This window comes from Desulfobotulus alkaliphilus (assembly GCF_007830435.1).
Taxonomy (GTDB): Bacteria; Desulfobacterota; Desulfobacteria; order Desulfobacterales; family ASO4-4; genus Desulfobotulus; species Desulfobotulus alkaliphilus.
Genome location: NZ_VLLC01000002.1, coordinates 219957 through 238947 on the forward strand (window position 1 = coordinate 219957; position 18991 = coordinate 238947).

15 protein-coding genes are annotated in these 18991 nt (G+C 45.7%); 1 reads left to right on the forward strand and 14 read right to left on the reverse strand.

Going from position 1 to position 18991, the window contains the following annotated elements; translation table 11 throughout:
• Window positions 1-95 precede the first annotated feature (95 nt).
• From LZ24_RS02545 to LZ24_RS02555, 3 genes are all read right to left on the reverse strand, one after another.
• On the reverse strand, window positions 96-959 hold the full coding sequence (locus LZ24_RS02545; RefSeq protein ID WP_144682008.1) for a transporter: 864 nt from the start codon (window positions 957-959) through the stop codon (window positions 96-98).
• A 250-nt stretch (window positions 960-1209) separates the two neighbouring features.
• Window positions 1210-2370: an MFS transporter gene (locus tag LZ24_RS02550; protein WP_144682009.1), complete on the reverse strand. Its 1161-nt coding sequence runs from the start codon at window positions 2368-2370 to the stop codon at window positions 1210-1212.
• A gap of 55 nt (window positions 2371-2425) precedes the next feature.
• Window positions 2426-4282: an ATP-dependent helicase gene (locus LZ24_RS02555; protein ID WP_144682011.1), complete on the reverse strand. Its 1857-nt coding sequence runs from the start codon at window positions 4280-4282 to the stop codon at window positions 2426-2428.
• Window positions 4283-4803: 521 nt separating this feature from the next.
• On the opposite strand from LZ24_RS02555, the gene LZ24_RS02565 reads away from it, so the two are divergent.
• On the forward strand, window positions 4804-6861 hold the full coding sequence (locus LZ24_RS02565) for a polysaccharide biosynthesis protein (RefSeq protein ID WP_144682013.1): 2058 nt from the start codon (window positions 4804-4806) through the stop codon (window positions 6859-6861).
• Between the two features lie 207 nt (window positions 6862-7068).
• On the opposite strand, the gene LZ24_RS02570 is transcribed toward LZ24_RS02565, so the two are convergent.
• The 11 genes from LZ24_RS02570 to LZ24_RS02620 all read right to left on the reverse strand — a co-directional run bounded on the left by LZ24_RS02570 (window position 7069) and on the right by LZ24_RS02620 (window position 18977).
• Window positions 7069-7641: a sugar transferase gene (locus LZ24_RS02570; RefSeq protein ID WP_144682015.1), complete on the reverse strand. Its 573-nt coding sequence runs from the start codon at window positions 7639-7641 to the stop codon at window positions 7069-7071.
• The gene (locus tag LZ24_RS02575; protein WP_144682017.1) at window positions 7638-8576 is read right to left on the reverse strand and encodes a UDP-glucose 4-epimerase family protein; all 939 of its coding nucleotides are present in this window, start codon (window positions 8574-8576) and stop codon (window positions 7638-7640) included. Before LZ24_RS02575 ends, LZ24_RS02570 begins: the two co-directional genes overlap by 4 nt.
• Window positions 8577-8708: 132 nt before the next feature.
• Complete coding sequence (locus tag LZ24_RS02580; RefSeq protein ID WP_144682019.1) at window positions 8709-9695, reverse strand: NAD-dependent epimerase/dehydratase family protein; 987 nt, start codon at window positions 9693-9695, stop codon at window positions 8709-8711.
• 7 nt (window positions 9696-9702) lie between these two features.
• The gene (locus LZ24_RS02585; protein ID WP_144682021.1) at window positions 9703-10509 is read right to left on the reverse strand and encodes a glycosyltransferase; all 807 of its coding nucleotides are present in this window, start codon (window positions 10507-10509) and stop codon (window positions 9703-9705) included.
• Entirely contained in the window at window positions 10506-11777 is a 1272-nt protein-coding gene (locus tag LZ24_RS02590) for a TolB-like translocation protein (RefSeq protein ID WP_186442891.1), read from the reverse strand. Before LZ24_RS02590 ends, LZ24_RS02585 begins: the two co-directional genes overlap by 4 nt.
• Window positions 11761-12885, reverse strand: a complete 1125-nt coding sequence (locus tag LZ24_RS02595) for a glycosyltransferase (protein ID WP_144682023.1) — start codon at window positions 12883-12885, stop codon at window positions 11761-11763. Before LZ24_RS02595 ends, LZ24_RS02590 begins: the two co-directional genes overlap by 17 nt.
• 244 nt (window positions 12886-13129) lie before the next feature.
• Window positions 13130-15064 carry an asparagine synthase (glutamine-hydrolyzing) gene (gene asnB, locus LZ24_RS02600; RefSeq protein ID WP_342779247.1) on the reverse strand — a complete coding sequence of 645 codons (1935 nt, stop codon included), beginning with the start codon at window positions 15062-15064 and terminating at the stop codon, window positions 13130-13132.
• Window positions 15033-15941: a glycosyltransferase gene (locus LZ24_RS02605; protein ID WP_144682027.1), complete on the reverse strand. Its 909-nt coding sequence runs from the start codon at window positions 15939-15941 to the stop codon at window positions 15033-15035. The genes asnB and LZ24_RS02605 overlap by 32 nt, the downstream gene beginning before the upstream one ends.
• A complete protein-coding gene (locus LZ24_RS02610) occupies window positions 15925-17181 on the reverse strand; it encodes an O-antigen translocase (protein ID WP_144682029.1) in 1257 nt (418 codons plus the stop codon). Before LZ24_RS02610 ends, LZ24_RS02605 begins: the two co-directional genes overlap by 17 nt.
• Window positions 17168-18694 carry a DegT/DnrJ/EryC1/StrS family aminotransferase gene (locus LZ24_RS02615; RefSeq protein ID WP_144682031.1) on the reverse strand — a complete coding sequence of 509 codons (1527 nt, stop codon included), beginning with the start codon at window positions 18692-18694 and terminating at the stop codon, window positions 17168-17170. Before LZ24_RS02615 ends, LZ24_RS02610 begins: the two co-directional genes overlap by 14 nt.
• Window positions 18684-18977, reverse strand: a complete 294-nt coding sequence (locus LZ24_RS02620; RefSeq protein ID WP_144682033.1) for a hypothetical protein — start codon at window positions 18975-18977, stop codon at window positions 18684-18686. The genes LZ24_RS02615 and LZ24_RS02620 overlap by 11 nt, the downstream gene beginning before the upstream one ends.
• Window positions 18978-18991: the final 14 nt, after the last annotated feature.

The window sequence follows — 18991 nt, forward strand, 5'->3', positions numbered from 1 at the left end:
GTCCAGCTTATCGGATAAAAAGAAATCTTTGTCAAGTATTGATGCAAAGCAGCAGGGATTGAGTTCGGTTTTTGCCCTGCATCGGCGCAATGTTTTTAAAAAACGTAGAAGTAGCGAAGGCCGAACTGATGGGTAAGAAAGCCGTTTTCAACCTCAATATCCCGCCTGTACTGGGTGAGGAGCTGATGTTTGGGTGCCAGCCGGAAACCAAGGGTAAGCTGCATGGCATGGGTTTCGGTTTCATTGTCCAGCTTATTGCCAGCGAGCTCTGTTTCTCCGCCCTTGAAATAGTAATGGCTTAAGGCCATCATGAATGATGAGGTCAGATCATAGGATACATGTGAAGCAAGGCCGAAAAGGGGATCTTTAGCTTCTTTCTGGCCTCCTTTGTTATTGTTGTCCGTATAGAACTCAATGCTGGGGACCAGATCGAAGTAAAGGGGGCCAAAACCTTTGGTGATGGAGGCTTCAGTTTTAAATGCCCAGCGGTTATCACCTAAGTTAATAGGTCTGTATGCATCATAGTCGCCTAGGGGAGCTTTAATCCACTGGGCTAAGGCTATCCAGAGCTGATTTTCCCGGTTGTTTACAGGCCATACGCCAAGAATTAAGGTTGGGTCGAAAAGCCCGGAGGTTGAAAGGGGTCCTGCTTGAAGGTTGCCAAAGGGAAGCAGGGCCTGAACGGAAGTGGTAATCCCGGCAATTTCTTTATAGTAAACGGGACGGATGATCTGTACGTTCATGTCAAGATTTTCTGTGTCGTCTTTTTTTCCATTATCATAGCTTTCGTTACTCGTTCTGTGCCGGGAATAGACCAGTATACCTGTGGTGCCGTCCGGTGCGGCAATATACCCCCTTGCATCCCCTCCTGCCATGGATGCCGCAGGCAGACAAAGGCTCAGGGTAAGCAATAAAAGAAAGGGCAGGTGGCGGGTTGCAAAAAAAGAAGATTTGTTCATGGGGGGTTCCTTTCGTTGTTTTTAGATTCAGGCGCTTGCCAATGGTCTTTGTTAGCCGCAGAGAACGGTGTTTTGTCGTTGCCGACTAAAAAAATAATATCAAGATGGGTGGCAATATACGTGCATGCTTTTAAAAAAGCCAGAAAAAAATGAGAAGTTATTCATTTTTGAAAAGGCGCAAGAGTAATACAGCCCAGTTTCAGATGGTCACTGATCTGCAGATGAAATTTTTAAAAAATTGATGAGGCACTTATTTTTTCTTCATGCGAAAACATATTGCCATGGGAAGGAGGCTGGTAACAAGGAAAAAGGCAGCCATGGGAAAGGCTGAGGAAAGATTCATATGGTCCATGGCAAGGCCTGCCCCCAGCGAACCCACCAGCATTCCCATGCTGTGGGCCATGGTCAGAAGGGACATGGCACCGCCCATGGCCTTCAAACTTTTTCCCGTTTCCACGGCCATGGCCGTCATGGCGGGTACGGAGATGCCGCCGCCTGTGCCAAAAAGGATACAGCCTGTCAGAAGCCCTGAAAACCCTTCAGCCATTCCTATGGCGGCCATTCCTGCGGCCACAAGGACTCCGCCAATAAAGACCATGGCTTTTCTGTTCCAGCGGTCCGCCAGCCAGCCCATGGGAATATTGAGAAGGCCACTGACAAAGATTCCCGACATCACCAGAATACCGATGGCATCGCTCTCCATGGCAAAGCGGGTATGGGCCAGCACGGGAAGGAAGCACCAGATCATACCGATGCCGCAGGTGTAGGCAAAACGGTAGAGGAAAATTCCCGAGAAGACCGGGTCCGTGATCAGGGCTTTCCATGGGTAGTGATCCGGTGTGCGGTCTCTGCCGCTTTCCATGGAGCGGGGCGGAAGGAAGAAAAGGCTGGCCATACAGCCCGTAAAGGCCATGATGCCCATGGTGGCAAAGGCCCAGTGCATGCCCATCCTTGCGCTGAGTATGCCCCCCATCAGGGGCCCGAGGCTCAGGCTGATGAACATGGACATGTTGAACATGCCCATGAAAAGGCCTTCCTTTCCCTTGGGCGTGATGTCTCCGATATAGGCCTGGGCCACGGGCATGACCATGGCCGAGGCGGCACCGTGGAGAAAGCGGATGAGAATCAGATCGCTGACCCCTCTGGCAGCGATGAACAAAAAGGAGATCAGGCCATAGGCAAAAAGGCCTGCCAGAATAAAGGGTTTTCTGCCCTTTTCATCGGACATCCTGCCGAAAAAAGGCAGCAGAAAGGTCCTTGATATGGAAAAAGCGCCGAAAATCAGGCCGATGGCCAGCCCGGAGGCTCCGAGGTCATGGGCATATACGGGAAGCAGGGGCACCACAATTCCGACACCTGTCACGGCAATGAATATGGAAAAAAAGAGGGTGACAAATACAGGGCTCAACATGAAGGCCTGCTTCTCCGCATGCAGCGGCTGTCTGTTGACCGGTCATTTGCCGGACTTAAAGGGCAATGGCACTCTGCACTTCCCCGAGAAAACGGCTGGCTTCAGAAGGCCTGCCCCTCCTGAATTCCGAAGCAGAGAGAAAAAGGCAGCGTTCCGCCCTGGTCATGGCCACATACATGAGCCGTCTTTCTTCTTCCAGCTCCGCAGCGGACTGCATGGACTTCCAGTGGGGGAAAAGCTCTTCTTCGCAGGCCACCACAAATACGGAGTGGAACTCTAAACCCTTGCTTGCATGGACCGTGGCAAGATTGACGCCCCGCCCCTTTTTTTCTTCGTCCTCTTCCCTGTCTTCCCGTACAAGGGCAGCTTCTTCCAGATAGGAAAGGAGGTTTTCCTTCTGGCCTGCCGTGTAGATCAGCTCATCGATGTTCTCCTGACGGGCTGTGAAATCTCCCTTGTCTGCCTTGGAAAGCTGCTCCAGATAATCCATGTAGCCCGTTTTAGAGAGTACTTCCCGTATGGCAGCGTCCGGGGTCATGTCCCGGATGCTGTCCAGTACGCCAATGAGGTTTTCCAGAGCGTTGTGAACTTTGGGGCTGAGCATGCGTTTTCCCAGCATGTGCCGGGCCGCATCCTGCAGGCTGTCTCCGGCAGAGCGGACCTGCTGCATTTTTTTGACCATGGCAGGTCCGATGCCCCGCTTGGGCGTGTTGAGGATACGTTCAAAGCTGGCATCATCCTTTGCAAAGGCCGATGCCGTGAGGTAGGCGTTGATGTCGAGGATTTCCATGCGCTCAAAAAAGCCCTTGGAGCCCAGCATGCGGTAGGGGATGTTCATGGCCCGGAATATTTTTTCAAAGGCAAGGGAGCAGAATTTGGTGCGGTAGATGACGGCAATGCGGTCAAGGGGCACGCCGCTCTGGACAAGTTTGGCAATTTTTCTTCCCGTCCACTTGGCTTCTTCGTTTTCATTATAGAAATAATACAGTTCAACGGTTCCGCCGAATTTTCCGGAATAGCAGCGTTTTTCCATGCGGTGGGGGTTGTTTTGGATCAGGGCACCGGCAGCCTGAACAATTTCATCGGCACTTCTGTAATTTTCTTCCAGCCTGAAAAGCCTTGCCTCAGGATAGGTTTTCTGGAAACGCAGGAAGTGATTCACATTGCTGCCCCGGAATCCGTAAACCGCCTGCCAGTCATCTCCGACGCAGAAGAGATTGCCATGTCCCAGAAGAAGCCGCGTCAGCTCTTCCTGGAGATTGTTGGAGTCCTGATACTCATCCACAAGGATAAACCGGAAAAGCTCCCTGTAATGGTCCCGGATATCCTTTTCATCCCGCAGCATGTCCCGGACCTTAAGAAGAATATTATCAAAATCCACGGCATTGATGGATTTCAGGGCTTTTTCATACTGTCGGAAAACTTCTAAGGTCTGTACCCTTTCAATTTCAGGCAGGGTCTGGATAAAGGCTTCAGGATTTCCGTGGTTTTTGGCCATGGATATTTTATATTGCAGCCGTGACGTTTCTTTTTTGTCGATGTTCAGCCGGACAACGATTTCCTGGAGGGTTTTTTGCTGCTGGTATCCCGCAAGAATCTGGATCGGTGTTGTGTATCCTGCCCTGTCCGTATGTTTTTTGAGAATCTGCAGGCAGGCGGAATGGTAGGTGCGGACCCAGGGGAAGCTGTCCGAAGAAAGGCCCGTTTGCTGTACAAGCCGGGTTTTCATTTCTTCGGCAGCCTTGTTGGTAAAGGTGATGGCAAGGATGCTCTCCGGAGAAAAACCCTTTTCCAGCAGATGGGCTATTTTTGCGGTGAGTGTGCGGGTTTTACCGGAACCGGCTCCGGCAATGACAAGGGCAGGGCTGTCCATGTGGATGACAGCCTCCTGCTGGGCCTTGGAAAGATCCATGAAAATAAGTCCTTGTAGAAGTTGGTGGCTCCGGGCAGAGGGCTGGGTACAGGTTCATGCCCCGGAAAAAAAGGCATGGTATCAGCAGCAGGCTTTCCTGACAAGGCAGGGGCAGGCCCCAAATCCTCCATCAAATTCAGCTACACCTCTCCTATGGTGTTTCGGGAGGCTTTTTTCAGCCTTTAACAGGAGATATTCACAAATTATGTTTTCATTGTTAGCGATGCTGGAAACATCGTTGCGCGTGCCCAGAGATCCTGAGCTGTAAAAATTTGCCTGCGCCCCTGAACGGACATGGTCTGGGTGCAGGTGACCTTCAAAAATATTACACTGTCTTTGAGCCGTAAGATCGTGTAAAGTTTTTTCTGTATGCGCACGGATTGCTCCATAAATTTTTTGCTTACGATACTGTTGAAATCCAGACAACACGATACTTGCAATCCCGGTGGGTGTGGCTTAATTTTTGTTTTCAACAGGCTCTGATCTTATTTCTTATGCAAGGCTTTAGGCGGAATTTATTCATGTTATCAATAAGAAAAGTAGTGGATTATCTGATAGGCATTCCCCGGTGGCAAAAGAGAATGCTTTGCCTTGCCGCAGATGTTTTTTTTACGTTTTTTGCCCTCTGGCTTGCCTTTGTAATCCGTATAGGCTATGGCGCTGTTCAAATAAATGATCTCTTCTGGGTTTTTTTTGCGGCACCAATTCTTGCTATTCCTGTTTTTATTCGTATGGGGCTCTACCGGGCCATTATCCGATACATCGGATCCGATGCCCTGAAAACCATCCTGCATGCGGTTACCCTGTCCTCTCTTTTGCTGGCCCTGTTTTTCTTTTGGTTCAAGGAGTATTCTTTTTTTGTTCCTGAAGGGGTTGTTATTCCAAGGTCTGTAGTTGTTAATTATTGGTTTTTATCCGTGCTTTTTATCGGGGGAAGCCGTTTTCTTGCAAGGAATATTGTAAATCGGAATATGGAGGTCCGGGGACTTTTTCTTACGGTAAAAAAAAGAAGCAAAATACATGCTTCTCCTGTGGTGGTGTATGGAGCAGGGGCGGCAGGTTTTGAGGTTATGGGAGCTCTGGTGCGTAGCAGGGAATTTCTTCCTGTGGCTTTTATTGATGATGATACAAAGCTGCATGGGCGGATTATGGCGGGTTTCCGGGTCTTTTCACCCTCCAGTCTTCCAGCGCTTATTGAAAAATATGATCTGCGTTATGTGCTTCTGGCTATGCCTTCGGTCTCAAGGTCCAGAAAACAACAGATCATTGCTATGCTTGAGCCTTTGAATATACATGTTAAAACCCTGCCCAGTGTGAATGAGGTAACCGAAGGCCGGGTGGCGGTTCATGATATCCAGGATGTGGATATTGCCGACCTGCTCGGTCGAGATCCTGTTTCCGCTCAAAAGCAGCTTTTGTCCCGTTGTATCACCGCAAAAAAGGTGATGATTACCGGCGCAGGGGGATCCATTGGTTCGGAACTCTGCCGTCAGGTGCTGAGGCAGAACCCTGAGGTGCTGGTTCTCTTTGAACATTCGGAGTTTGCTCTTTATCAAATAGAAAGGGAGCTCATTCAGATTCGAACCAGAGAATCCATTGCAACCCTTATCGTGCCGGTTCTGGCATCGGTTTGTGCATGGGGGCGGGTGCTGGCGGCACTCCGGGCTTTTGATGTTCATACCGTTTATCATGCAGCTGCATATAAACATGTACCCCTGGTGGAACAGAATATGGCTGAAGGGGTACGGAATAACGTTTTTGGTACACTGGTTGTGGCTCAGGCGGCCCTTGTCGCCGGGGTAGAAAATTTCATTCTTATTTCATCGGATAAAGCCGTACGTCCTGCCAATGTCATGGGGGCCACAAAACGGATGGCAGAGATGTTGCTTCAGGCTTTAAGTCAGGTCGCTGTGCTGGATCATCCCCTTCTGGTACCCCAGGATGAAGCCTTTGGTGCGGAAAACAAAACCTGCTTCAGCATGGTGCGGTTTGGCAATGTGCTGGGATCTTCGGGATCTGTGATTCCCCTTTTCAGAAAACAGATAGAAGATGGTGGTCCTGTAACCGTTACGCACCCGGATATGACCCGATATTTTATGACTATTCCCGAAGCTGCAGAACTGGTGATTCAGGCTGGTGCCCTGGCTGGAGATGGAGATGTTTTTCTGTTGGATATGGGAGAACCTGTTTCCATTATGGCCCTTGCACGCAGGATGATTCTTCTGTCGGGCAGCAGCATAAGGGACGGTGAGAATCCCGATGGGGATATAGAAATCGTTTTTACAGGACTACGGCCCGGAGAAAAACTGTTTGAAGAGCTCCTTCTTGATACAAAAGGCAAGGAGGCTACACCCCATCCTAAGATCTTCCGAGCCCGAGAAGAACATCCCGACTGGAATGGTTTTTCCCTTTGCCTGGACCGCATTCATGGGGCTATGAATTATTGCTTTCCCCATGGAGCCCCAGCCTTTTGTGATTGTGATGCAATCCGAAGTATTCTTATGGAAAGCGTGGATGGATACAGCCCGCAGTGTGATATTTCTGACTTGATATGGAAAAAAGTTGTTTCTGATAGATAGTATTCTGATTTAAAGATCAATATCTTGCTTAAAAGGCAGGGGCTTTATGAAGTGCCATCCAGATATCCCGAACTTTTCAAAAATGGAGACCTGCTTTTCAGGTCAATATTTTTGTGGGCGAGGCTGCCATGTTTCAAGGTTTGGCAAAGATGCGAATACAATGTTTGATCATATCCGGCATCAGGGGCAAGAATGCAAACGTCTGGATCAACTACCCTTGTTTGGCTGGCCGACTTTAACCCTGTCTCCAGCACCATGACCCGATAATGTCAAAAAAATATAATAAAAATAATTCTTAATCCTGAAATCCCGTATCATTCTGGCATCTGTTTCAGCAAGCAGGGCAGGATCAGACATATCTATTCCATTCACCTGAGCGAGACCAGTAATACCCGGGAGAACGTCAAAAACCTTGTGCTTTGACCGTTCCAGACTCAGTTCTTTTTGATTGAACAGCCCCGGACGCGGACCCACAAGGCTCATGTCTCCTTTCAGAACATTCCACAGCTGGGGTAACTCATCCAGCTTTGTCCTGCGGAGGAAGTGTCCAAACGGTGTAATGGCGTCAGTGCTGGCCAGATGGGTGGCAACGGAAGGCGTATCCGGCTTCATGGTACGAAATTTAACCAGAGTAAAGGGCTTCTGATGCCGTCCCACCCTTTGCTGTCTGAAAAGCGGTGAGCCTGTGTCATAGTATCCGATGGCAGCCAGCATCAGCAATAGGGGGAAACCAAACACCAGGCCTGTCAGAGAAAACACAAAATCGAAAAAACGGATCATCTGAAACACCTCCTCAGGCCTTCTTCCACAGACAGGGGGGGAGTCCATCCCAGCAGTTCCTTATTTTTGCCAATATCCACCCGGAGTGACCCCAAAAGGCGATGTGCCATTTTTTTCTTCCCTGTCAGCACAGCGCAGAAATAAAGCCAGCTTTCAGGGACAGGAATCAGGCGGGCAGTTTTTCCCATGGCCTTGCCAGTGCTACGGAGCAGATCCGTTGTGGAAAGGTCTTCTCCGTCGCTGACCAGAAAAACCTCATTGGCTGCTGCAGGATGCTCCGCACAAAGCGAAATAAAATCGGTAAGATTTTCCAGAGAAATCATGCTGCGCAGATTCTTTATTGAGCCTAAAGGTAAAGGCAGACCCTTTTCCAGCCACAAAGCCATTTTTCTGAAATTACCCTTTACTCCAGATCCGTAAACAAGCACTGGCCGAATAATAACCAGCTCCATTCCTGTGGCTGAAGCAATTTCCCAAAGGCCTTTTTCTGCCTCCATTTTGGAAATGCCATAGGGGTCCTGAGGAAAGGGTATGTCGTCAGGCTTAAAAGGTGCGAAACGGGTGGTTTTCTCTCCGTTTACCTTTATGGAGCTTAAAAAAACAAAGCGCCTGACACCCGCTTCAGCAGCCTGCCGTGCAAGATTCAGGGTCCCTTCCACATTCACTTGCCGAAACGCTTTCAAGGGGTCTTCCGCATTGTCCTGCATCATATGCACACGGGCGGCACAGTGAATCACAATATCCTGACCTTTTAGTATTTCCCGCCAGTTCTGATGCGTATCCAGACCATCAATTATTTTTCTGATACAATCACCCGGACAGGATTCCATGCCCGTTGAACGCATGACTGCAGTAAGTCTGTGACCTGACGCAGAAAGTACGCCAAGAAGGTGGCTGCCGATAAAACCATTTGCACCTGTGACAGTTATAATCACTTTTCTTCTTTCTTAAAAAGGGAAAAAATTTCATTATTCTATATCTCAATAAGATTTCTATTGGCCTGATGGATTTTGATTGTGTTAGAATCTCCTGTTACAAGAAACATGCATATTTTTTCCTGAAAAACCCTACTCCGTAAAAAATACCGCAGCATTCCTGTTGTCTTCCAGAAACTCGTAGTGAAGGGTGCGCTCAAGGCCTTCATGCAGAGAGCAGGGCGGAGCAAAGCCGGATTTTATGATGGACGTATCAAACTGGGTGGTGGCGCAGAATTTTTTGACCCGAATGCTGCTGATGGGAAAGGTTTTTCCCGTGATACGGGCAAGAAGATCAAAGACCAGCCCTGCCATCATGCCCAAAGTGTAGGGCAGGCGTAGCATTATGCTGGAACCTCTGCCAAGTTTTTTTCGCACACTGGCGACGAGGGTATTCATGTCGAAATCCGGCTTATCCACATAATTGTACACATGTACACCCGGCCCGAAGCCAAGGCTGTGCTCCAGAAAGGCCGCAATGTTTTCCACATAGGCCATGGATTTGCGGTTTCTGCCGCTGCCGATCATGACAAATCTGCCGTTGCTGATCTGACGCAGAAGATTGTATACATTGCCCCGGTTTTGCTCACCAAAAACCACGGTGGGACGGATAATGACAAGGGTTCTGTTTGCGGGGTCTTCTTCTTGCCACTTCTGGAAAACCCCTTCGGCCAGCCACTTGGTGCGACCATAATCATTGAAATATTTGATTATACCGGTTTCATCGGTGCCCGGAGCTGCAAAACCATAAACAGCCACCGTGCTGGTAAAGATGATTTTCTGAACACCCTTTTCCCGGGCCACGGTGCAGATGTTTTCCGCCCCCCTCACATTCACATCATCATAAAGGCTGAGGGGTCGCACATCATCCCTGTGCTCTGCTGCAAGATTGATGAGAACGGAATTTTCAGGGATGGATGCCCTCAGGGATTGAAGATCCCGGACATCGGCAATAACGGCCTGATCCGGGAAGGTAAGGCTTGGGGCCTTGTCCTGTATGGAAAAGGCTGAAGATTGGAATTGCAGCCTTTTACAAAAACGGGTGCCGATGAAACCACTGCCGCCGATGACACAAATCATTTTATTTTTATTTCCTTGCGTATTTGTAAATTAATTTTTTTATAAATTCAGGAGATAGTCTTGCCACAGAACGAATCAAAATATTTAGTATATAAGTAGGATCGCTAATAAAACCAATTTTACGCTGATAACCAAGCATCTGAAGCTCATTCAACAGGTATTCAAATCCACGACGATAAAAAAATGCATCACCAGTGCGCACTCTGACTAAAACCTCTTGAAGGTTATGGAAGATCGCATTCTGGACAAATAATTTTGCCCAAAGACAATAATCCTGAGCTTTTTTTATTTCAGCAGGATAACCACCGACACCAAGAATGTTAGACTTCCTGAACATAACAGCTACATGGTTAATTTGATTTTGCGATTTGAATTTCTGTCCAATACTAGCATGTGATTGAGGAACTCTACGCGTAAAAATTACATTTTCCATATTTTCATCAAATTCTTCAATCCATCCGCTCATCACGATTACATGGGGATTCTCCTGCATAAAAGGCACCTGCTTTTCAAAACGATGGGGCAAAGAAATATCATCGCTGTCCATGCGGGCCACAAGCTCATGGTTGCAATGCTTCAAACCCTCATTCAAGGCAGCGGCAAGACCCTGATTGGTTGTAAGGGCTACGGATTTAATATTTAAAATTTCACAAAAATCTTCAATAACAGCTTTAAGCCCTTCACCAAGTGGGCCATCTTCCACAAGAACAACTTCATTTGCTTTCAAAGTTTGGTCAGCAAGGCTTTGCAGAGCTTCACGCAGATATTCCGGGCGTTCTTTGGCATATACGGACATTAGAACAGAAAAATTCATGATTCAAGATCCAATTTGTAAAGTCTTCTTTTACCGTCAAAAACAGAATCAAAATAAATACTTTTCCCATCGGGAGAAAATCTTGGGTGAAGATCACACCGGGTTTCTCCATCATATTTAAAACCATGGAAAAACTCACCCAGCTCTTTGACTTCACCGGTTTTCCAGTTGGCAAGGATCAGGCGCTGCATACGGGCCTTATCCGGATAAGTATCTGTAACAAACCAATCCCCATGGACATGGGGATGACCATCACCATATTTATCCAGCACACCATTTCCAAAATGAGAAAATTTGCCGGTATGGATATCAATAAGCCAATAGGCATCTTTATTCCCTGGACCCCGCAGATAACCCAAAACAGTATTCTCATCCGCCCAGAAACAGTGGCTGACCATACCATAATCCGCAAGACAGCTTAATTTGCCACTTTCAGAGTCCGCAAGCATCAGGCGGTCAAAACGCTGCTTACTTTTATTAAAGAAACGGTGCATAAAAATAAATTTATCTCCTGCAGGAGATATCATTACATGGTTGGTTTTATGCACAGCCGTATCAAATTCAGACCTGTAATTCACAGCACACATATCATTTAAAGAAACAAGAAGCCTGCTTTTCCCGGTTTCATATTCTATACGCCAGATACCATCATTTGTAGTATCCGCAAGCTCAGTATCATTCAATACTGGAAGATTGCTGTAGCCATAATCCGGGCGCAGTGCCATGAGTCGACGGTAATTCAGGGAAAGAAAGAACTCTGTACCATAAGAATCCTGAACAGGGAAATCAAAAGCTCTTACTTCCTGCAAAGAATCCTTTGAAAAAACAAGACTGATATATTTTTTGTTTTCCGCATCAAAATCATTAAAAAAAAACAGATCCTCATTCAGCCAATGCGCCCTGCAGCCCTGTTGCCAATTGTAGGCTTTAGAAAAAAAAACTTTTACTATAGCTGCGTTGTTCACAGCTTGCAGAACTATTTCTACCTGCTTATTATAGGATGGCTTCCCTGTTGTTTCTTCCTGAGTACAGCAAAACAAATAGTGGTTTAAACTGCTGTTCAAAGGGGATTTATCATAATAACCAAAATAAGATTCCTTTTCATTATGTAAGCTATAAAAAGAACAGCTTGATTTAAAATAAAATGGTTTCTTATAAAAAAGAAAAGTTATTCTCTGGTATATTATTTTTATTGTTTTTTTTAAAACTGGAAAAGACGATAAAAACTTTGACGCACTTCTCTCAAAAAAATTATAGTTTTCTGCCATTATGAAACGACCCCATTTCCATATAAAGATTCTGATATTTTTGAGACATTTTATCCGCAGCAAATTTAATATTTAAGGTCTCATATGCTTTCATCCCAGCTTTTTTCGTCTCAGATTGTTTCATTACTTCAAATAAGGAAGCTAACTTGCCAACATCCTTACATGGGAAAAAAAAGGCCCCCCCATCCTCAAAAAGCTCCCTGTGGGGTGGGATATCTGAAAGGATACTAGGAAGTCCACAGGCCATTGCTTCCAGGACTGTATTGGGCAAACCTTCCGATAATGCAGAAGATACAAAGACATCCGCTGCGCCCAAATAATCCCTTACATTATCTACACTCCCCGCAAGAAGAATCATTTCTTTATCTACCATTCCCTGCAATTGCTCCATTAACGGGCCATCACCAAGAACCACCAGATACTTTATTAAATCGTCCGTCATAGTCTTTTTAAATGCAGCAATTATTGTTTGCATATCCTTACGTGGAATCAGGCTGCCCACAGAAAGAAAAATCCTCGCATCTCCGGGCAAAGAAAGCTTATTTCTGAGTGCACTCTTTTGATCGGCACTGACAGGACTAAAGTTATCAGTATCCACACCATTTTGTATTGTTACAGCCTTAATGCCATGCCTTTTTAGTCTTTTCTGGATAGCGCTTGAGCAGGCCGCAACTTGCAATTTTCGAAATGCCATGAAATGCTGCCATGCCATCAAAACCCCAGGAAAGCGGCCAAATTTTGAAGGATAATCTTCATAAGGGTAATTACGGGAAGTACAAAGACATGAATAATCACCCAAAGCGGCGGAAGAAAGACTATCTGCACGAATACCTTGGGTATGAACAACATCTGGCCTTATCTTATCTACTAAAACTTTTAGACGCCGCTTTGAGAAAAAAAAACCTTTAATGCGCGACAAACCTAAGGACTGCATACTTACCCCTAAGTCATTAAACGCCTGCCATGCACTTCCATGCTCCGGTTCCGGGGAAAGTGTTATCAGATAAGGCTCAAACTCATTGCGGTCAAGATACTTTATAAGATTATAAAGCTGGTTTGTGGGACCGCTTCTTTGGAGCGTACTCACAATATATAATATTTTTTTCATGATTCTCCATAAATTTGTGGCTGTTGCTAAAGAGTTTAAAATTCACTCGACAAAACCATCTCGTTTTCAATTCCTATAAAAAGAACCAAGGCTTTATCTATGTCGAGTGGGAAATTCCTTGGTAGCAGCATTTTGAAACATGAACAAATAGCGCAAAACCAGCCGAATTATCTCATCCAAGCTCTGGGCATGATATGTTTTAATGCATGTGTCCATAATCAAAGCACCGGGCAACGAAAACCAATTATTTTAACCATTTTTCTCTCCACATTTCGAACATCAGCAAAAGCCAGATCTGGTTAATATTCAAATTGCTGCCAGCCAGATAGGTATCGCGCAACCTGGCAACCTTCAAGGGATTAAAAATGCCAGCTTCCCGAATTTTCTGTTCATCCAGATAGTGCAGCAAAAACTGTCTGAGTTCATTTTTAAACCAATAAAAAACAGGCACACTAAACCCTTTTTTGGGTCTGTCCATCATCTCTTTTGGCAAATACCTATGGACAATTTCTTTGAGTAAGTATTTTTTATTACCCTTCTTAATCTTTAAGCAAGAATCTAAACGAGCTACATATTCAATAATCCGGTGATCCAACAGCGGCTCTCTGCCCTCTAAACTGACTGACATGGTAGCCCTGTCCACCTTGACTAAAATATCATCTAACTGGTAGGATTTATAATCAATAGCAAGCAGGCGGTCAAGAACGGACAGTTGCTTGTCCAGCAAAATAAAATCATCAAAAGCCGTACTGGCTGAAGACGATCCGGCTAACAGAAACTGCCTTATTTCTTTTGGTGTAAAAACACTGCTTACAAGAGCCTGTATATTTCCAGCATGGCTGGATTCAAGAGCCTGTGTCACCTTTCTGAAGCGCCTGTCAAACCTTAGAATTTTATTTATAAAACCAAGGTTTTCCGGTTCAATATCAATTAAGGATGCAGAAATTACATTTTTTGCGGGAAGAAAGGAAAGAATTCTATTCACCTTTAAAGCCTGCTGATATTTTTCATAACCTCCAAAAACTTCATCCCCACCATCGGCACTAAGGCTAACCGTAACAGACTGCCTTGCAATACGGCTTACAAGGGTTGTGGGGATGGCGCTGCTGTCTCCAAAGGGTTCGTCATATATTTCCGGCAAAAGGGGGATGATATCCAAAGCATCTTTGGGTGTGCAATAGTATTCTGTGTGATCCGTCCCCAGCCATGTGGCAACTTCCCTGGCATAATGGGCCTCATTGTATTTTTCCTCATGAAAGCCGATGGAAAAAGTTTTCAGCTTTTCCGTTCTGTCTTTTTGCAATAACGCCGTCACCAAAGAACTGTCATACCCACCGCTTAAGAACATTCCCACTGGAACATCGGCAATCATACGGTATTCACAGGCGGACTTCAGGATTTTCTCTGTTTCTGTAATGGCATCGGCTTCGCTGATTTTAAGCTTGCGTTTCTGATAATAATCAAAAACATCCCAGTATTTTTCCTCCCGGATATGCTCACGACCAAGGTCAACTTCAAGAAAATGACCGGCTCTGAGCTTGTGGGTATGGCAAAAAATTGTGTGAGGCTGGGGGATGTAACCAAACTGAAGATACAAGGCCAGGCCATCTGTATTCAGGTGTTTTTCAAAGGACGGATGCTGATGAAAACTTTTCAGCTCACTGCCAAAGAGGAAAAGCCCGTTTTTATGATACCAGAAAAGAGGCTTTACCCCGGCCCGATCCCGTATGAGGGTCAGCTTGCTTTTTATTCTGTCATAGATTGCCATGGCAAACATGCCATTAAACTTATCTACGGCCCGGATGCCCCACCTGTGAAAAGCCTTTAATGCCACCTCCGTATCACTGGAAGAAGTAAATGTATAATTTAAGTTTTCCAACTCTTTACGGATCTCTTTGAAATTGTAAATTTCCCCGTTATAGACCATCACAAGATTTTCAAAGGCCATGGGCTGACTGCCATGGGATGAAAGATCAATGATGGAAAGCCTTCTGTGCCCTAATCCAATATGGGCTTCGGGGGATGTTTCAAAAAAATACCCGCTATCATCCGGCCCCCTGTGGACCAGGGTATCGGTCATTTTTTTTAAATTCGCATGGGTGGATTTTTTTTTAAAATCCAGAAAACCTGAAATTCCGCACATAAAACTACAACCTGACTTTCCCAAGTGTAAGCCCATAAATAAACAAACCTGCAAGAGGTTTTAAGCCAGGTTTTAAGACGAAACTTCGCAGAAGGGCAGAAGGGTAGTTCAACTTATGACGCAATCCTTGCAACCTTTTAGCATAGATATAAAGTGCATCTGGAAAATAAGCAGCGTCTAATGACATTATTAAATTACAAGTATTAAGATGATCTAACTCATTCTGAGTTATATAGGTTTCAGGCCTTGTTACATTATTGGCATGTTTTCGATAACGCCCTAACACTTCATCAATATAGTAAATTTTACCACCACCATAGTGCAAAATTTCTATCCAATACATCCAGTCGGATGCTACAGGAAGAGTTTCTCTGAATCCGTGCTCCGGCACCTTTGAAGCCCTGACCATATTGGAGCATGCACCATTAAAGGTGCTTTGCCGTATAGAAACACGAACATCACCCTCGAACTTATTTTTTGGGGTATTAAATAACCTGATCTTTTTTCCCGTATCAGAATCAAAAACTTCAAGATTATGGTAACAGATATCACAATCTTCACGGGCTTCCATAAAGTCAACCTGTTTGGATATTTTGCCTGGCAGCATCAGATCGTCTCCCCCCATCCAGGCTATATATTTTCCTGTGCATGCAAATTGTGCTTCGTTGGAGTTTTTGGTTATTCCCTGATTTTTTTCTGCCAGTTTCAAAATAAATCTGCCGGGATACTGCTTCTCATATTCCCTGAGCATATCCTGCGTGCTATCCGTGGAACAGTCATCCGCCACAACAATTTCGATATTGGGATAGTCCTGGGCGAGAACAGACTCTATGCATTCACGCAGGTATTCCTTCTGATTGTATGTGATGATAGCAACACTTACAAGAGATTGTCTTTCAGTCACGCTGCTCATATATTTCCCCTTTAACTATCCAGGCCATTATCAATAGATACAATATATAATTCACAGCATACGCATATGTAACCCCAACCAGCCCATAAAAACTAACAAAATAGAATACTAAACCTACAAAAGAAGCTGAAAAAACAATCTCTGTAAGGATAAATGCTTTAGTCATAGCCTTAGCCAGCATTAAATAAGCTAACAGCCAGGAGACTATCTTTACAACGTCCCCCACAAGCTGAATCAAAAACAGTTCCCGCATGGGATAAAAATCCGGAGTAAACAGAAGCCAGATAATAAAATCTTTCAGAAAAAAAATTCCTGACGAAAGCAATATGACTATAGGGAGGATAATGGCGTACCCATTCAGAATTTCTCTGCGGAGCTCGGCCTTTTCTTGAATCTCTGAAAGCCTTGGCAGGTAATAAATACTCAAAGATGTGGTCACAACCATGAGATACATGGTGGAGATATACCAGATAGCCTGCCAGTAACCAGCCTGATCCCATCCAAGGGTTTCTCCCAGAAAATTTCGTATAAGCAGATGGGAGACGGGAACTGTTGCCGCAGAAGTCAGAGCCATGGCAGCGTAACCTAGGAGTTTTTTACCTTCCGGCCCGCTGAAGCCCTTGCGGAAATTATGAAGACGGATGGTGGAATGTTTCCGCAGGAGGTATAATATCACAAAAAAAACAACGGACTGATTGGTTGCAAGGGCTAGCAAAGCACCGTGCAGCCCCATAAAAACGATAAGTAAAGATGTAAAAACAAGACTGTAAAGGCTTTGTATTATATTGATGCTTACAAAGGTTTTTATCTCTTTAAGGCCGTTGATAATGGACAGCAGCAGATTATTCAAAACAAAAAGCACAAGAGTAAAACCAAAAACCACAAAAACATACACATAATCAACTGATTTTAAAAACCATTCTGATGCCCATGGTGCTACTGCAATGATTACACCCCCAACCACCACTGAGCAAACAATGCTTATTCTGGATGCAGTGCTGAACAGCAGTGGTATTTGAGGACTGTCTTTACCATATTCCGCAGTGTACTTTGTTACGCCATTATTGATGGCACCCTGGGCAAGGGTCAGCGTTAATTGCATAAAATTATGAAACTGGCCCACCAGTGCAAGTCCGGAAGGGCCGATATAGATGGAAACCGCCTTGTTGATCACAAGTCCTGAAATCATTTTGATGGCTGTGGCAATAAAGGTAAGAAGGGAAGTCTTAATTAAATTCATTGAGACCCTTTATCACCTCAAATACTTCAGCATCAGGAATTGTCGGCCCCATGGGCAGGCTCAAAACCTCCTTATGAATCTGCTCCGTAAGGGGCAATTCCATCCCGTTCCATGCGCCATAGGCGTTTTGTCTATGGGGGGGAATGGGATAATGAATCAGGGTCTGAATACCCTTTTCAGCAAGATATGCCTGCAAGGCATCCCGTTTTCGACAACGCAGCACAAAAAGATGGAAGACATGGGAAGCATCTCCCTTCCAGGCAGGGAGTAAAATATCCGGGTGGGTAAGACCCTCCATGTACTGCCTCGCCACAGCCTGTCTTTTTTCAATGTCCCGATCCAGATGGGGAAGCTTCACCCTCAAAAGGGCGGCCTGCATCTCATCCAGCCTGCTGTTTACTCCCTGATAAAGATTTTCATATTTTTTATGACTTCCGTAATTGCCAAGGGCACGGATGGTGAGGGCCAGCTCTTCATCAAGGGTGGTAACGGCTCCGGCATCGCCTAAGGCCCCAAGGTTTTTTCCCGGATAAAAACTGAATCCCGCAGCATGGCCCCAGCTCCCGGCTTTTTTACCGCAGATAAACGCACCGTGGGCCTGGGCCGCATCTTCCAGCACCAGAAGATCATGCTTTTTCGCAATGTCCATAATGGCTGACATATCCGCCATCTGTCCGTAAAGATGCACGGGCAGAATGGCCTTTGTTTTTGAATCCAGAGATTTAAGAATTTCTGAAGGGCTGATATTGAAAGTTGCAGGATCCGGCTCCACCAGTACGGGGATCATGCGGTTTTCCGTGATGGCAAGAACACTGGCAATGTAAGTATTGGCCGGCACAAGGATCTTATCCCCTTCCTTGAGCCTGCCCATTTCTTTCCAGGCCCTGAGGGTGAGGGTCAGGGCATCCAGCCCATTGGCAACGCCAATGCAGAAGGGAGTTCCACAATATGCGGCAAATTCTGTTTCAAAGGCTTTCACCTGCTGGCCCTGAATGTACCAGCCGCTGTGCAGCACCTCGTCAAAGGCCCTTTCAAGGCCTGATGCATGGGCTTGGTTGATGGCTTTCAGATCCAGAAAAGCAACGTTCTTTTCTTTCTGAACCGGAAGGGATAAAAAATCATCTATGGAAACCGCATGCCCGGAAGCCCTGAGAAAAGCCGTATCACGGGTGATAATTTTTGCCCCGACAACCTTTGCGGATGCCTCAATGAGGTAAGCCCCGGTGTCCCTCTGGAACAGGGGATCATTCGTATCCAGACAGGCAGGGGTTTTTATCAGGGTAAAAAGTTTTAAAAAAAGCTGCCATTCCTTTTGAAGAATATACGAGGGCCTGCTCTTTTTACCTTCCTTAAAAAAAATAAAGGCTATGGTATGCAACTGGGAGGTGGATAGATAAATGGTTGGAAGGGATTTCAGCCTTTGAAACAGCTCATAGGTTCTTGGAGATGCGTCCAGCCTGTCCAGCAGAATATCCAGTGCGATGTTCACATCTATGAGAAATTTATTTTCCATATTTTTCCATCAGGGCATCTGCAAGGATGTCGTCATCACTGCGGCTCGTGGTGTGGCTATAGTTTTCAGGAAGATGTTTCAGCTTGAAAGAAAGATAGTCATCCCCGCCCAGGGCATCATTCAGCTTCCTGAGTTTAACGAGGGTATCGCTACGGTCAATCCGGAGCAGCATAGCTTCAAGGGAAGGGTCAATCTCCACATAAAAGGAATCCAGCTCCAGCTCCGTATTTTCCAGAATCGGAATAACGTAACTTGAACCCTGTCTTATGACTTTTACCTTCATCTTTCTGATTCCTT

Bases quoted from the DNA above. Each gene is read 5' to 3' on its own strand.
- LZ24_RS02605 (WP_144682027.1), bottom strand. From the start codon at position 15,941: ATGAGCAGCGTGACTGAAAGACAATCTCTTGTAAGTGTTGCTATCATC.
- LZ24_RS02570 (WP_144682015.1), bottom strand. From the start codon at position 7,641: ATGATCCGTTTTTTCGATTTTGTGTTTTCTCTGACAGGCCTGGTGTTT.
- LZ24_RS02545 (WP_144682008.1), bottom strand. From the start codon at position 959: ATGAACAAATCTTCTTTTTTTGCAACCCGCCACCTGCCCTTTCTTTTA.
- LZ24_RS02590 (WP_186442891.1), bottom strand. From the start codon at position 11,777: ATGGCAGAAAACTATAATTTTTTTGAGAGAAGTGCGTCAAAGTTTTTA.
- LZ24_RS02555 (WP_144682011.1), bottom strand. From the start codon at position 4,282: ATGGATCTTTCCAAGGCCCAGCAGGAGGCTGTCATCCACATGGACAGC.
- LZ24_RS02550 (WP_144682009.1), bottom strand. From the start codon at position 2,370: ATGTTGAGCCCTGTATTTGTCACCCTCTTTTTTTCCATATTCATTGCC.
- LZ24_RS02565 (WP_144682013.1), top strand. From the start codon at position 4,804: ATGTTATCAATAAGAAAAGTAGTGGATTATCTGATAGGCATTCCCCGG.
- LZ24_RS02610 (WP_144682029.1), bottom strand. From the start codon at position 17,181: ATGAATTTAATTAAGACTTCCCTTCTTACCTTTATTGCCACAGCCATC.
- asnB (WP_342779247.1), bottom strand. From the start codon at position 15,064: ATGGGCTTACACTTGGGAAAGTCAGGTTGTAGTTTTATGTGCGGAATT.
- LZ24_RS02585 (WP_144682021.1), bottom strand. From the start codon at position 10,509: ATGAATTTTTCTGTTCTAATGTCCGTATATGCCAAAGAACGCCCGGAA.
- LZ24_RS02595 (WP_144682023.1), bottom strand. From the start codon at position 12,885: ATGAAAAAAATATTATATATTGTGAGTACGCTCCAAAGAAGCGGTCCC.
- LZ24_RS02615 (WP_144682031.1), bottom strand. From the start codon at position 18,694: ATGGAAAATAAATTTCTCATAGATGTGAACATCGCACTGGATATTCTG.
- LZ24_RS02620 (WP_144682033.1), bottom strand. From the start codon at position 18,977: ATGAAGGTAAAAGTCATAAGACAGGGTTCAAGTTACGTTATTCCGATT.
- LZ24_RS02580 (WP_144682019.1), bottom strand. From the start codon at position 9,695: ATGATTTGTGTCATCGGCGGCAGTGGTTTCATCGGCACCCGTTTTTGT.